General features: G+C 42.8%; 9 protein-coding genes. All 9 read right to left on the reverse strand.

Going from position 1 to position 16,468, the window contains the following annotated elements:
• The coding region (locus AC37HE_RS07595) for a glycoside hydrolase family 2 TIM barrel-domain containing protein (protein ID WP_500782207.1) at positions 1–1,787 on the reverse strand (1,787 nt) is incomplete at its 3' end.
• A 345-nt stretch (positions 1,788–2,132) separates the two neighbouring features.
• Positions 2,133–4,949 carry a M16 family metallopeptidase gene (locus tag AC37HE_RS07600; protein WP_500782208.1) on the reverse strand — a complete coding sequence of 939 codons (2,817 nt, stop codon included), beginning with the start codon at positions 4,947–4,949 and terminating at the stop codon, positions 2,133–2,135.
• A 233-nt stretch (positions 4,950–5,182) separates the two neighbouring features.
• The gene (locus AC37HE_RS07605) at positions 5,183–6,532 is read right to left on the reverse strand and encodes a thioredoxin family protein (protein ID WP_500782209.1); all 1,350 of its coding nucleotides are present in this window, start codon (positions 6,530–6,532) and stop codon (positions 5,183–5,185) included.
• Positions 6,533–6,553: 21 nt separating this feature from the next.
• Positions 6,554–7,882: a thioredoxin fold domain-containing protein gene (locus tag AC37HE_RS07610; protein ID WP_500782210.1), complete on the reverse strand. Its 1,329-nt coding sequence runs from the start codon at positions 7,880–7,882 to the stop codon at positions 6,554–6,556.
• 63 nt (positions 7,883–7,945) lie between these two features.
• Positions 7,946–9,166, reverse strand: a complete 1,221-nt coding sequence (locus tag AC37HE_RS07615; protein ID WP_500782212.1) for a thioredoxin fold domain-containing protein — start codon at positions 9,164–9,166, stop codon at positions 7,946–7,948.
• 460 nt (positions 9,167–9,626) lie between these two features.
• On the reverse strand, positions 9,627–11,135 hold the full coding sequence (locus tag AC37HE_RS07620) for a hypothetical protein (protein ID WP_500782213.1): 1,509 nt from the start codon (positions 11,133–11,135) through the stop codon (positions 9,627–9,629).
• Between the two features lie 18 nt (positions 11,136–11,153).
• Complete coding sequence (locus tag AC37HE_RS07625) at positions 11,154–12,371, reverse strand: hypothetical protein (RefSeq protein WP_500782215.1); 1,218 nt, start codon at positions 12,369–12,371, stop codon at positions 11,154–11,156.
• A gap of 85 nt (positions 12,372–12,456) precedes the next feature.
• Positions 12,457–13,902, reverse strand: a complete 1,446-nt coding sequence (locus tag AC37HE_RS07630) for a RagB/SusD family nutrient uptake outer membrane protein (RefSeq protein WP_500782216.1) — start codon at positions 13,900–13,902, stop codon at positions 12,457–12,459.
• 12 nt (positions 13,903–13,914) lie between these two features.
• Positions 13,915–16,468 (reverse strand): SusC/RagA family TonB-linked outer membrane protein (locus AC37HE_RS07635; RefSeq protein ID WP_500782217.1); only part of this gene is annotated, 2,554 nt, incomplete at its 5' end.

A 16,468-nucleotide genomic window follows, 5' to 3' on the forward strand; every position in this document is an offset into this window, starting at 1 on the left:
ATTAAACCATTATCGTTGAAATTATTATCATTGGCATCATAGGGATTGAAGTCGCCGCCATAAGCATAAATTGACTGGCCATCCTTATTTTTCCAATGAATAGACTGGTCAACAAAATCCCAGATGAAACCGCCCTGGTACAGCGGATATTTGCGGATTAGCTCCCAATATTCTTTAAATCCACCTTCTGAATTTCCCATTGCGTGGGCATATTCACACTGAATCAATGGCTTCTTTTTATCCGACTGACCGTACTTCTCACAGTTCTTATAGTTGTAGTACATCGGGCAGAAAATATCGGTAAAGTCATTCTCTTTAGCTTGCTCGTACTGCACCGGACGGGACGGATCGTAAGCTTTGATCCACTTGTAGACAGCTTCGAAGTTGGGACCAAAACCAGCTTCATTCCCCATCGACCAAATGATAACGGCCGGATGGTTATAATTACGCAGCACATTGCGTTGGTCGCGTTGCAGGTGAGCTTTGGCATAGACCGGATTTTTAGCCAGCGTTTCGGGGCCATAGCCCATTCCGTGCGATTCGATATTCGCTTCGGCAACCATGTAAATTCCGTATTGGTCGCACAGGTCGTACCACAACGAGTTATCCGGATAATGGCAGGTACGAACGGCATTTACATTGAATTTTTTCATCATCAGGATATCTTGAATCATGCGTTCTTTTGAAACCACATAACCACCATCAGGATCCAATTCGTGGCGGTTCACCCCTTTGATCAGGATGGGTTGACCATTGATGCATAGCTGGTTGTTTATCATTTCCACCTTACGGAAACCAACTTTTACGGGAATAACTTCTTTAACCGCTCCCGACTGGCTTAGCGTAGCCATTAAATTATAAAGCACGGGAGTTTCTGCGGTCCATTTAGCTGGATTCGAAACTTCAAATTCAGTTGTCAGTTCGCCTGAGCCGGAAAGCTCTTTTTCAGCAACAACAATACCGTCTTTGTCCGTTAGTTTCAGGTCAACCGAAGCTTTACCGGTCAAATTAACTTTAACAGTCAGTTTTCCATCGGTATAATCATTCACCAAATCAGGTGTTACTTTCAGATCCTGGATGTGTGTTTTGTTGCGCGCATACAAAAAGCAATCGCGGCCTACACCCGAAAAACGCCAGAAGTCCTGGTCCTCCAGGTAGCTGCCATCGCACCAGCGGAATGTTTGAAAGGCGATCAGGTTTTTACCCGGCTTCAAATATTTAGTCAGGTTGAATTCAGCCTCAAGCTTACTGTCCTCGCTATATCCAACAAATTTGCCGTTGACGTAAAGGCTCATATTAGACGTTACTGATCCAAAATGAGCAAAAATTTCCTGGCCACTCCAATTTGCCGGAATTTCAATTTCCCTTCGGTAAGTGCCAACATGATTATTTTCTTCGGGAACAATTGGCGGATTGTTCTTGTATTGTTCGCGCCATGCATAACCAATATTGACATACTGCGGATCGCCGTAACCATTCAGTTCCCAAAGCCCGGGAACCTGGATGTTGTCCCAGCCTTTATCATTCAAATCAACCTTGTAAAAGTCAGTTGGGCGTTGCCACGCATTTCGAACCCAGTTGAATTTCCAGGTCCCGTTCAGGCTCATAAAATTTGTTGAACTTTCTTGACATCCCACTTCTGCTGCATCTTGCGATTCGTACGCAAAAAATGCACTGTGCATGGGTTCCCGGTTTACCTCATTCACCTCCGGATTTTGCCAGTAGTCCTGCGCATAAGCGCCAAAACCAGCCAACAAGAAGGCGACGGCTAATAGTTTTCTTTTCATTGTAGTGATTATCGATTGTTTTATTATTGATTTAATTCGTGTTCTAATTATAAAACGACAAAATGACCATTTACCCCCAAAACAAAAGGTAAAATAATCAGCAAAGATAAATTCGGCTCAATTCTGTCAAAAAAAAACTTAAAAATAGCGTACCAAACCGAACTCTCCTTGCTCATTTCGAAATAAAGCACCAGGTTGTTCAACCACTATTTGAAATCTACCCGGCGAACTATTTCTTTAGGACCAATAAAGAGCCAACAACTGCCCTATAAAACAGAAAAGGCCGCCCCAAAGGACGGCCTCTACAAAACAAACATATTCAAACACTTACAAAGGAACTAACAATTAGATGTTATCTTCAGGCACAAAAACAAAGTCCAGCTCGTCGGCATTTTTCAGGAACTTCTTAGCTGCTTTCTCAATGTCTTTTGTTGTCACATTGTCAACAATATTTTCGAAGTAACCCGGATCCAACTTGTCCTCTTTGGTCGAGTAGTAAGTTTGGAGTACCGACATCCAGTAACCGTTATTTTCAACCTGCTGGTCGTAATTCTTTTTCATATTCAGCACGACTTTGTCAAGATCAGTTTGTTGAACATTCTTTTGAATGACCTTCAATTCTCTCAATGCCAACTCCTTCAAATGATCAGCCTTCGCCGGGTCACAATTAAAGCGAATATCCAGTCCGTATTTCACATCCGGAATACGGGAAAAAGATGGTTTTACAGTTACACCATAGGTGCCACCTTCCTTTTCGCGAATATTCTCGGTATAGCGCAGGTTCAGAATTGAACCTAAAATACTTTGGTAAATCACCGCTTCACGCGAATAATTGTAGGCATTTCTAAACTTCAGAATAACGGTTGCCTTGGATTCTGCCATGGGCACTTCAATGCGATAATTCTTTTTGCCAGTTGGGTAATAATCACCATTGTCGACCCATTTTTCCGTTTTACCGCTGGAATGAATTGAACCGATGTATTGCTCCACCAAAGGCTTTAGCTCTTCTTCCGACACATCGCCAACAATAAAGAAGGTGAAGTCATCGGCGCTGGCAAAGCGTTCATTATAGATCTTCTTCATCTTGTCAAAATCAATTTTATCCAGGTATTCTTTGCTGAATTTCAAATTGCGTGGATTACCGTTGGCCAAAATCGAATTCAGGGTGTCGCGCATAATCGATTGGGGAGTTTTCACCTGGCTGGCGGCATTCTTGTAGTTAATTTCCATCAGGCGATCGAAGTATTCCCGATCGAAACGAGGTTCTTCAAAACGCATATACACCAATTGCATCATGGTTTCCAGATCAGCCCTCTTGGCGCTGGCAGAAACAGACTCCGAATAACCTCCGAATTTATAGCCACAGGAAGCAGTTTTTCCCGTTGTGACTTTCTTAAATGCAATCGGATCATAGTCACCGATACCGAATCCACCAATAAACTCATCTGCAGCATAAAATGAGGGGAGGTCGTCTACACCATACAACGAGCTACCACCATTACTTTTAGCACTCAAAACAACGGCATCTTTCACGTAATCGTCGTATTTATAGACCACTTTTGCACCATTCGACAAGGTCCACTCGGTAGCATTAAACTCTTCAATTTTCTTTTCAGAGACAATCTCGCCCGCTTCGGGCAAAGTACGAAGCAGTTCTGTTGACTCCGGTGTATTATCTACGTAGGGTTCCAAATCACTGGCTTGCACCTTAGCGATGATGGCTTCCAATTCATCCTGCCCAATAAACACGGTTCCTGCTTCGCGTTGCGGTCCGGTAATGATGTACGCCCGGTTGATATCCGTCAGGTATTTCGCCGCTACCGACGACACATCTTCCAGCGTAATTCCAGGGATTATTGCTTTGGCGAATTGGTATTTAAATTCTGCATCGGGAATGGAAACCTTGGTGAGATAAGCTGTTTTCAGGGCTTTACAATAAGCATCAGAGCTAATCAAGTCCCGCTTCTTATAGCTGTTTTCCATCCTCACGAGCATGTTTGTTTTTAATCGCTCCAACTCGCCTTCGGTAAACCCATAGCGAAGTACACGCTCCAACTCGGTGTAAACAGCCTCGAAACCTTCAGCCTCTTTACCCGGCTCGCAGCTGGCATACACGTCGAAGGTTCCATAACCACGCTCCAATCCACCAAAGCCTACGCTGCCACGTTGGTAAGGCTGCTTGGCCTTCAGCACCTTCTCTTTGAACCGGGCATTCATCAAGGCATTGAAAAAGCTGTGAATATAATCTTCACGCAAACTGGCCAGCGTGTTATCACTGTCATTTTTAAAGCGGGTTTTCAGGTTGATGCTTACGTTCTTATATTCCGGCTCCATCACCTGTACATACTCGGGCTTATCGTTGTCCGGAATTTCAACCAACTTCCGTTCTTTGGGGTTTTCGATGGCCGGAATGGCTGAGAACAGGGCTTTCACTTTCGCCTCAACAGCATCCACATCAATATCCCCAACAATGGCTACTGCCTGCAGATCGGTACGGTACCAGTTATGGTAAAAAGCACGTAATTCTTTTGGATCGAAATTTTTAATAACATTCAAATCACCGATTACATCGCGATCAGCGTAAATGGTATGATTAAACAGGGTTGGAGCGATTTTTCCCTGAACACGAAATTTTGCATTATGCCGAGTACGCCATTCTTCAGAAATGACACCACGCTCGGCATCAATTTCCGCTTTATCCAGTGAAAGATCGTCGCACCAGTCGTGCAACACCAACAGACAGGAGTCCACTAAACCTTCACGGGTAGCAGGTACACGGCTCATATTATACACCGTCTCGTTACGGGTCGTGTAGGCATTTACATCGCGACCGAATTTCACCCCGTTTTTCTCCAGCATGTCCAACATGGCCTTTCCCGGGAAGTTCTTGGTACCGTTAAAGGCCATATGCTCCAGAAAGTGCGCCAATCCGTCCTGCTCGTCCGTCTCAAGTGATGCACCTACGTTTTGGTAAATGTAGAAACTGGCCAATCCTTTCGGATTCTCATTATGCTTAATATAGTACGTTAAGCCATTGGGCAACACACCATGTCGGATGGAGGCGTCAAATGGAACTTCCTTAGACAAATCGGTAAATTGTTGTCCAAATGACAACGTACTGGTGAGCAAAACAGCCACCTGTAAAAGAAATAATCTAATCATAGCTGATAATTTTCGGCTGGAAATTATTTTGATATTTATACTCTTAACATTCGAAGACGGGCATTAAACAGCATCATGAGCTCCCCGTCATCACTCACTATTTCGGATTGAATAAGAAAGAGCGCCTGAAGTTATCGTTCTTAAGAAACTGTTATCAAGCGCTCTATATGAAGCTGTCTAAAAATCCACTTTTACTTTATTAACCCGTTCTCTTGACCTGGTCAAGCGACCCATCAATTTTGTTGCTGCTCCATGACTTCCAACTCATGTTGAAAGTTCACTTTTTTCTTAACCGTGAAAGGCATTTTTTCGATGGCTGCTGCTTTCAAGGCAATAGCATCCTTTGTCTTGCCTTCCTTGTAAAGCAAGTCGGCTTTCAGGTTATCCACCCAGTATTGTCCGGGGATCAACTCGTAGCAGTAATCAATCCACTTGTTCAATATCTTGGTTTCTTTCTTACCTTCCTTCACGGCCATATATTTGCGGCCTACTTCTGCAATGGCTTCTACCAAATGGTTCGCCCTTAACCCTTCCTTGTACTTTTGTAACATCAGGTCGGTTAAGGCATCTTTACCTGCCTCCTTGCCCTTGGCATACCACTCATAGTCTTTGGCATCCTCCTCGTGAATTTTCTTAACCGATTGCAGCGACATTAAACTATCGACATAGGTTTCGGCCAATCGCTTAAAGGCATCGTAATCCTTTGAAAAACGATAATAGTCCATTCGATAGGTTTGTAAGTTTTCATCCATTCTTGGCTTTATACCGTATTGCTGACAGCGATCAATCACCACCTGCATCAAAGAAACACTTCCGCTTCTTTTCGCCTTTTTTACGGTACGGGAAAACATGCCCTGACGGAAACGCTCAACACTAATTTTCTGAGTACCCGTTGCCTGGGCCAGGTAATGGTCATAGTTCGCATTAAAGATCTCTTCCGCCTTTGTACCACAATACACGTTCACTGAATTCTTCAGCAAAAACTGCATCATCTCTTCACTCGGTTCATCAAATTCGGTTTGCACCTTCAACCAGGCATCCAGCCCTTTTGATGCGTCGGCACCGAATTCGATCATCTTTTGGTAATAGAGCTTCAGGAACGCTTCATCATCTTGTTTGGCAGGAAACAATTCCTGCAACTTCTCCCAGCTATACTTGGCATTAACAGCATTCAAAGCCTCTTTTCCAAAGCCAATTAAGTCGCTACCATTTCTGCTGGCACCGCGATGAATAATCTCTCCGGCTCCATTAACGAACAATAAGGTTGGATACGATCTCACCTGATAGCGAGACGCAGCTTTCCGTCCTTCTTTTTCGGCATCCAGCTTCAGGCTGATGAAGTTTTTATTGAAGAAATCACCGTTCGCTTGTTCTTTAAAGGGGCCAGCAGCCAGCTTTTTACAAGGGCCACACCACTCGGTATAAAAGTCGATGAAGACTAGTTTGTCCTGTGCTTTAGCTTGCTCCAAGGCCTGATCGAAGGGAATATGTTTGAAGTCGATTCCTTGTGAGAAGGCTGTTCCAACGAACAAGACACTGGCAAATAAAAAAGTTAAAGCAATATTCTTTATACAGATCATCATTTTTTCTACAGGTGAAAATTATTAGGTCAAGGTGATTTCTTTGCCTGCTTTCATTAAGTCCAGGTCAATTTTAATGGCTGAGCTATGCTTAATATCTTCCTTCTTCGCAATTTCAAGGGCTTCTTCTTTGATTTTAATCGCTTCGGCCTTATTGTCCCCAAACTTATACAGAATATTAGCGTATTGACTCATCACCGTTGCATCTCCCGGCATCATCTCGTAAGCTGCTTTCATCCAGCGAACCACATCCGCTTTATCCTTCTCGGTTGTCACAAATTTGGCATAGGTGAATACCATGCTATAAATCTGTGCGGCATTACGAATCGCATATGGGTGGGTATAAAGCGCACGGCTGTCTCCTTCTGCCCTGAGGCGCAGGTTATCCTCGTAGTCTGCCCGCAACTTCGGCACATCCAACGACTGAAAAAACGCTTCGTTTTGGGGATATTCCAAAGCTTTAAATTTATCTCCCTGACCGGTTTGTTCGTAATAGAAAATATACAAACGCTCACGTTGTTTATCATCTGCCACAGCTCCGGCTTCGCTTGCGCGAGACAAAACATATTCCAGAATCGTTGTATCGCGCTTTAAAACGGCGTAGTCCGTCGTACTTTCCAGCATATTTCGGGGTAACTTTTGGAAAATCTCACGAATATCTTTACGTACCCACTGCTTCCAGGCATCAGAACCATTATTCCGCTGAATGATTTCGTCAGCTTTTCCCCCATAGACCAATTCATCGGCATGATCAGCCAGGAATGTCACCATTTCCTTGCTGCTTTCATCCATTGTCGTTTGCATTTTCAGGTAATGCTCCACGACATCAGTATAGCCTGTTGAGTGTGATTCTTTCAGCTTATCCAGGTACATGCGAACAAATTTTTCATCGTCCTTTTCATTCTTGTACCGCTCGGCCAACCGACCGACACTGTTCGGATCTTTACCATAGGCAACAGCCAGTTTCACCTTCTCCAGGAATTTTTCCGTTGACATTGATGCTTCAAAACGGTAAACAACAGTACCGTCTCCGTCAAGAAAAACATAGCCAGGCAACCCGCTAATGCCATACTTCCGTTTAATATCCGGTCCTTCTCCGCGCTCCACATCAACTTTCAGAGCTACGAAATTCTCATCGAAGTATTTACCAACAGTATCTTCTAAAAAAACCGTATTCGCCATGTGCTTGCACGGTCCGCACCATACAGCATAACCGTCAATAAAGACCAATTTATTTTCGGCCTTTGCTTTTGCCAGGGCTTGCGCCAAAGTTCCGTGTTCGAAATGAATTCCCTGGGCCATCAGAAGCATTGGTGCAACCAGGAAAAGAATAAGAGCATATATTTTTTTCATTTTTTGTGTATTTATCGTACGCTAAACGTTTTTCACTTTTTTCCTTTTTTCATCTTCGGCAACTCACTTCTTACGAAGCACATTCGCTCTAAGCTTTTCCAGAGCGGAGTCGCCCGGTGCCAATTGATCTCCATAGTCAATCCACGACAGTAACTGCTTATATTCTTTCTTGTTCTCTGTGAATTTCAAGAATTTGGAACCAATATTTACGATCGTGTTTTTTTGAGCTGTAGCTTCGACTCCTTTGGCCATTTTTTCGAGGGTCCTGTCTCCCATAATACTTGGCGCATATTTGGTAGCTTTGTAGTCGTCGTAAGTCGCTTTATCATCAGCATGGATTTGATCCAATGTTTTGGCAGCCATCATACTATCCATATAAGCAGTAGCCAATTGTTTGTAGCCTTCAGCATCCTTTGCCAGAAAACAGTAGTTCAACTCATAGCCTTTCAGCTCATCCGTTTTTTCTGCGCTACCCGGCAGTTCCTTCCACTTTGTTATAAAGGCTCGCATAAGCTTGGGATCACGCGTTTTATAAGCTACTTGCCTGGTATTGTACACCAAAGTTGCCTGCATGCTTTCCAGTATTTTTTCTTCGGCGTGAGTGGCAATATCCCAATATTCGTTGTAGTTAGCTTTCAGAATTTCCTCGGCTTTACCATCAACCAGCAAGAATTTCCGATGGTTAAAAAGGTATTCCATCATATCGACATCGTTCTCTTTGATTTCGGTTTGGATTTTTAGCCAGGCTTCAATCGCATCGTACGGCTCTTCCCGGTAGTCGATCATCTTCGCGATGTAAAGTTTCAAAAACCGCTCATCATTCTTTTTACTTTCATACTCCGCCTTTAGATCGGCTATGCTATATCCATTATTTACGGCTGCAATAGCTTCTTTACCCATTGTAATGGCAGCGGCAATATCCCGGTAGCCAACTTTCTTATACACCATTTCGCCTTTACCATTGATAAAAACAGTGGTTGGATAGGCATTTACACCGTATTTTTGAGCTGCTGCCTTCCCCGCTTTTTCAGCATCCAACTGAATATTGATAAATTCCCGGTTATAGAGGTTCCCAACTTTCTCGTTCGGAAAGACATTGTTAGCCATCATTTTACAAGGGCCACACCATTCCGTATAAAAATCAATAAAAACCAGCTTATTTTCCTGCTGTGCCTGGGCTAACGCTTCCTCAAACGAGATTTGCTTAAAATCAATTCCTTCGGCAAATAACTGTCCTCCCAAAAAGATGGCAAGAACGACTAAAATCGTCTTTAATCTGATCATGAATTTATTTTTTAATTCGATTTAAATATTCTTAACTAAGCAGGTTGTAACTTCTGGTTCAGGTGATTTACTATTAAGACCGAAAAAAAAGGATGAAGAGTGACAACAACATCAAAAAAAAAGTCAGTTCATTACTAAATGAACCGACTTTTCACACAACAGTATACTTTCTGTAATTGACTAATCTAGCTTTCAGGCCAGATTGTCGTTCGCAAACAATGGTCAAAATCAACCATTTGACGCAAACAGGATTCGAATTCTTTTTTTGACAGTTTTTTAATCATTGCATCTAACTCGCAGGTGAATCCCCTGTCTTTAAATTGACTGTACTTCTAGCGATAAATGAATTTGCAGAAAGCCGAATTTGCAAGTTCTTCAAGCTTTACGACCGTGAAAATAAAAAGAGCTGACTTTTTAAAGGTTGATCCCTAAAAAGCCAGCTCCTCCATCGCAAAAATTATTAGTAAGTTACCGTGTAGGAATCGGTGTACTCACGACCAAAATGTAAGGCTGGCCAGGTTATCTGAGAAACATATCCATCGTCATTCGTATTGTACGTGTATTCTGTTACAACCTCGCCTGCACTATCTTTCACTTCCAATGCCAAATAGGGATTGTAGCACAATAAATTAATCATGGCCCCTATTGTTGAACCCCCTTCAAATTTAAAAGTTGGCGGTAAACCCGGCATGTATAACGGAGCATACACCGGAGCAAAACTGTCGTAGTAGTCACGATCAGCTGCCTGAGGAGCAATATTGTTGTTACCTTCGTAAAATTCAATGCCCACATATTCACCAATTCCAAAAGGATCGACATAGCGCAGATCATTCACCATGTAAGAAGATGGGTCATAAAAATATGATACAGCCTGATTCAGCTCATTATAGGTAAAATTAGATGCTTCAACCACGATATCGTCATCCTGAACTGTTTCCGGTGTTGCATCGATTGGCCACTCTTCAACTTTCTCCAGCTGCGTTGTCCCTTCCTTGTAGGTAAATACCTTTTTCACATCATAATAACGAAACTTGAGGGTATCAACCATGCCCATATCGTTATAACTAAACACCATTGCCCCCCGGGGATCTCTATAATCCTTATCAAAGCTGCTATAATACTGTAAAGCCATACTATCGATTTGCGAGTCAGCATTGGAGTAAATTAGAAGGCGTACCGGATTGTTGCTGTATGAACTATTATAAACGATCATGCTTGGAATTACTTTTTTACCTGATCCTTTGGTAAGGGTAACCTCTTTGGTGTAGCTCAAAGGCTCACGCGTAATCTGATCACCATCGGCCTTCGTGTAATTAATCCCTCTATCGGTTACTGTAATATCCAATTGATAGTCCTGATCCGCATTTAGCTGACCAACAATCACTTGTTCCTTCAACTTGTATTCATACACTGCCGTATCAGCAGGGAAAGTAATCGTTTTTACCTCATTACCTTCATAACTAATGGTAATAGACTCCATTGGAGCTAAACCAGTTGTTACCAGCGCTTTCGCCAAATAAGCCGGTAATACTAAAGCCACATTATCTCCACCAACCAATTTAATTTCGGGAGTGGATTTTTGTTTCACCGTCAACTTCACCCCTCGATTAAAGCTCCGTCCATCGTTATCAATGGCGCGAAAGATATAGCTCAATACGGTATCCTGTTCAAAACCTGTAAGATCAATGTCATACTCGAATAAGAACTCAGTTTGCCCCTGGTATTCAGTCACCTCTTCGATCAAATCATAATTGTAACCATTCAGAATTTGAATGTTATTCAGGCCGTTCGGCACATTCATGTCAATTTCAACATGGTATGTATCAATGGTGTCGAGTCGTAGTATTACATCCTGATCCTGGATTTCAAATCCCGGATCAGGAAACTCATAGTCTTGCTTGCAGGCTACGAATATCAAGGCTCCCAAAAGCAGGATTAGCCCAATGTTGTATATTTTATTTTTAAACATTCTTTTTCGTTTTAGTTATTAGTTAAGAAACTGTTCCAACTCGGGATTAAACGCTACGAGATCAATCCCTAAATCAATTAGCTTATTTGCTACAAGCTTCAAACCTGTTTGGATATCATCCGGATAAGCCGCCAACTTGTCGTAGGTACAGTACAATAATTGATTGATATAACTACGAATAAACTCCGCCTGGCTTCCCAGGAATGTATCAGAATCATCTACATCAATGTAATCGTGGTATACATACACCTTCAGCACTTTAAGAAGCCTCCCGTTTTCATCACGAAGATAATTTCCATCGGCATCTTTCACATAACCATATAAGTCGCCAGGTCCGGCAGGGATATAATCACCGTTTTCATCTGTTGGGTAGGTCGTCTCCTTGTAGGTTTTGAAACTGAACCCGTAAAAGCCGGCAGCATCCACAAAACCTTTTGAAAGGAACCACGACAGCGGAATTTTACCATTCGGAGTTAATTCCGTCCATTGTGTTTCATCCTCACCATAATCTTCGGCATAAGCATCCATGATCACTGTATTGAAATACGGTGCCGAATACTTATAAACGTCTTCATCGAACGCGCTGTACAAACTGTTTTGCTGAAGTAGCTTACACAAGAACAGATAGAAATTATCTTTTTTGTAAGCTTCTGCTCCCACTTCAAGGTTTGTTTTGTTGACGTTGAAGATCATCGAATTCACATTGAACACGGAATGGTAGTTATAAGCATTCGCCGAAGAAACGCCATAGTCACCCTCCATGATATAATTGGAAGATGCCGAACCCGACAGGCTTTCACTAATCAAAATTTTAGGTGGCATCATCCCGGCAATTTCACTTCCCGGCACAATGTAAGCGAACAGTGTTGTATCCAGAAAAGTCAGACCTTGTTCAACGTAGGCCATGTAGGCGGCAACGCTATCAGCAGGCAGTACGCCATCTTCGGTCTCAAACAAGCTACGGATTTCCGGAAAGTCGAGATTGTCCCAAACATTATTGGCACTTTGGCTGCCAGCCTGGTAAATAAAGTCGAGTGTATCCTGGTATTCGAATAAAACGGCGGTATTATAGGTGTTGTACCATTCATCAATGAGGGGTTGAACGCCATATTCCCCCTGTTGATCAAGCAATACTTCAACCCTGTTTTCATCGGCCAGCGAAGGGGTCAGCTCATCTTCCTGACAAGCTGTTGCCAAAAGCCCCATCAATATTGTATAGATAAATAACTGTCTCATATCGTTATATTTTGTTATAAGGCAAGAATGACGGTTGCGATTCGGTTCCGCAAGCCATCGTCTTGCATCTTAAATCGTATTTTAATTACGGAATTACTATTTCTGTTGATACTACCGGATATTTTTCGTATCGATCAACATTGCGAATCAACGGATTATTATCGCGCTCCTCCAATGGCAACGGAAGCGTGTAGTTCGGGTCGTCGCTGAATAAGGTGTAGGTTTCGGTTTGCAACAGGTATCCAGCCTCATCAATAACCGAATAGACATGCTTAATTTCCGGACGATTTTCCATTCTTCTTAAATCAAACCAACGGTGATGCTCCTCAAAACAGAACTCCTTACGGCGCTCACTCAGCACATAATCCAGCACTTCACTATCGTCAGTCGGATAAACGACATTATCCGTATTGCTGTATCTGTGCTCATCCAGCATTTTAACATCGTCGATTGCAAGCGTTGCCTGGTTCGATTCCGCATAGGCTTCAGCGCGGTTGAGAACCGCCTCGGCTACCCTAAAGTTGCTAAACCCCATGCTCGTATAGGTTGTATTGTATTTAGCTGTCCAAATGTAACTTTCGCCACCGTCCGATGTCATATCAGCAAAAAACATTGCTTTGCGTCGATCAGTATCATCAAAGCTGTTATATAAGTCGGAGGTAACAGCGTAATATTTCTGGCTGGATGTCGGCCAACCACCAAGACTACCTGCCTCGAACGAATAGAGCACTTCATCATTTTCATCACTAATAAAAGGGGTTCCTGCTCTCATAACCGACAAACTGTAGTTATCCAAAACCTTATCAGCATAGGTAATTACCTCGCTCCATTTCTTCTGATATAGCATAACCCGGGACATCAACAAGTTACAGGCTCCTAAATTGGGGTGCCATTTAGACTTGTTTAAACCGCTTTCTTCGATCAAGGCCATGGCTTGATTCAGGTCTTCTTCAATCTGCGCATAACATTCGGCTACCGAGTTACGTCGGTAAGTCGGTTCAACCCCGGTATCTAAACGTAACGGAACGCCTAAGTCGGATGCTGCTGTCGCTGCATTGTAGGGGACACCATATAAGTTCAACAGGTTAAAATAGGAGTATGCCCGGATAAAGTATGCTTCACCTTTTATGAAATTGATTTCTTCGGCAGTACCAATTGCATTATCAACCAATTCAATAACATAGTTTGCAATGGCAATATCCTCATACATATTTCCCCAGGCTTCATTGGCATAACTTACCGTATTACCATCTTCATCAATCTCCAACTCGCGCTGCCAGGTATAAAAGGTTTTTAATGCTTTTTTCTTCTCGTCGGTAGCGTCTGCTCCGTTCCTTTCAGTCATGTCATCAGTCATATAATTGGCTAAATGATAGGTTGTATTTGTTGAGTAGTTAAACTCGTACAGCAACAACGAGGCGAAATGATCTGTTGTTTCCGGGATGATTTTATCCTGATCGACCTCATCCAAAAAATCGTTGCATCCCCAGAAGGGCAATAAAATCAGTGCGATATATATTAACTTCTTCATACTATTCAGCTCTTAAAAACTCATTCTTAAACTCATACTATAGGTAGGCAAACTTGGCAATCCAACTGAACTAACCTGGTCCGGATCCTGCCCTTTTAACTTCTTATCAAAAGCCCAAACAGCGACGTTGCTGGCTTGTAAGGCCACATTCATGTTTTGAATCCCAACTTTTTTACTTGCAGTGGTCGGCACATTGTACGAAAGGGTTACTGTGCTCAACCGGATATGGTCACCTTTTACGACACGAGCATCACTCATATCATACATATACCATCCGTTATTTTGTCCACTGGGCAAGACATATTTATAGAATTCCACTTGTGATGCAGGATAAAGCAATCGATCAGACGAAAGGCCGGGAATATCAGTATTTGCCTCATCTCCCGGTTGTCTCCAGCGGTTAACAAAGGCACTACTCATATTTTCATAAGGGTAAGGCATATTCTGAGCACCATTGTATAGCTTCAGCAAACGGGTTTTGTAACCCAACTTATAGGTGAAGTTAGCCGAGAGACTCAAATTTTTGAACCTGAACTCTGTTCCGAAACCTCCATAGTAGAGCGGCACCCGGCTGCCTTCATATTTCAACATAGCCTTCAGTTGCTCATCCGGCGTGTCAAAATCATCTGTCAAACCAACAAAAGTAGGTAGACCATTCTCATCTAAACCGTCAAACCGGTAAGAGAAAAAGCCGTTAGTAGGGAACCCTGTGCGGTAAATATTTCCGCTTAAGTAGTCTGAAACTGTCAAGCCATCTTTTGATGCTCCACTTTCAAAACCATCCAGCACACGGTCTTTCTCATACGAGAAGTTAAAGTTGGTACTCCAGCCCAGGTTCTTCGTTTTTACGTTGACCGTGCGAACCGAAAATTCGTAGCTGCTCACATCCTTCGAACCAACATTGTAAGCTTGTGTGGATGTTCCATTGACAAGCGAAACCGGTTGCAGCTGAATCAGGTCCGAACTTTTTGAATAGGCATAATCGAATGCACCACTAATACGTCCATGGAATAAACTGTAATTCAAACCAAGGTTAACAGTCTGTGTTTTCTCCCAACGCAAATTGGCATTCGGGAAATCAGACAATTGAGAGGTAAACTCGGTGCCATAAACACTGGATAAATTGCGATTATAGTCTTTAATAATCAGGTACGGACTTGTATTAGGCATGGTACCGCGTACACCATAGGATGCACGAAAAGCAAGTTCGTCAACCTTTCCACCTTTATTCCAGAATTGCTCGTTATGGATATTCCAACGAGATGAAACCGACCAGGTTGGTTTAAATTTATAACGCTCGTGCTGTCCAAATGTATTCGAACCATCGCTTCGGATGTTAAAGTTCAGGATGTAACGATTGTCATACACGTAATTGAAAATACCAAACATGGACAAGGTGTTCGACAGGCGGTCGGTGATGGTTGGGTAAACCGACATCCCTTTGCTCGTCATCCAATTGATCATGTTATCATAGTCGTAACTACTAAAGTCAAGCACTTGCTCGCCATCGACAGTCGTATAGCCTGGATTATCCAGGGTGATAAAGCCACGCCCGTAGTAATGATCGTAACCAGGAACGGTGAAGCCAGTTGCTCCCCAATATTTGTTGGAACGCACCTGGTGCCCCAGGTTAACGTTGAATACGTGCTTATTGCGGATTACCTTGTTGTAGTTCAACTGACTCGTAAGACTATAAGTATTCGCATCAACCATTCCTCCGGAGTAAAGTCCCCCAAAAGGAACCGAAGCGTACCGATCCACTGACTCTTGAACCAGATCACTAAAAGCATCATAAGTCCGCAGCTCGGCAATATAAAATGTATTGTCGGTGATCCACTCTTCGGTAAGGTTAGTCGTATTGCGGTAAGACGCTAAAGCTGTAAAGCGAAAGTTTTTCAGGAATTTCCAACTCAAATTGGCCGACACAGCAAAATCCTTATTAATAATGTTGCGCTGTGAGTTATTCATTTCGTTCAACACATTGTACCGGCCATAATGCGTTCCACTTGCGGACGTATTCAATTTTTTATGCTGATAAAACAGCTCTCCCTCTTGATCGTAAACAGGCACCGTGCGACTGGTGTAGTAAGCTTCGTCAAAAGCACTAATTGATGAATGGTTATAATGTGCATCCTGCTTAGAACCGCTAATTTTAAATGACAGCAGTATGTTTTTGCGTAAATCAAGATCCAGTTTCGACAGCGCTGTTATCCGCTTTAGATCTACTCCTTTCTCGGTCCCCTGTTGATCATCGTAGCCCAGGGAGAAGTAGAAACGACTCTTTTTACTACCGCCTGACGCACTTACGCCATGTTTTTGAGTAATCGCTGTTTGGTATAATGCCCCAAACCAATCTGCATTTAAGGTCTCAAGGTAAGATACCTGATCCTGGAATTCCTGGAAATCATAGGTTCCATCCCACAAATTCAACAGAGCACCTTCATAACCTAAGCGATCTATGTTGACTTCCGTACCAATAGTTCCCAGGTTACGCTCGTACATCTCGCGAGAAACGTCAATCCGTTGCTTCGAATTCATCAATTCGAAATCAGAATAACGGGGAGCC

This window comes from Mangrovibacterium sp. (assembly GCF_059905295.1).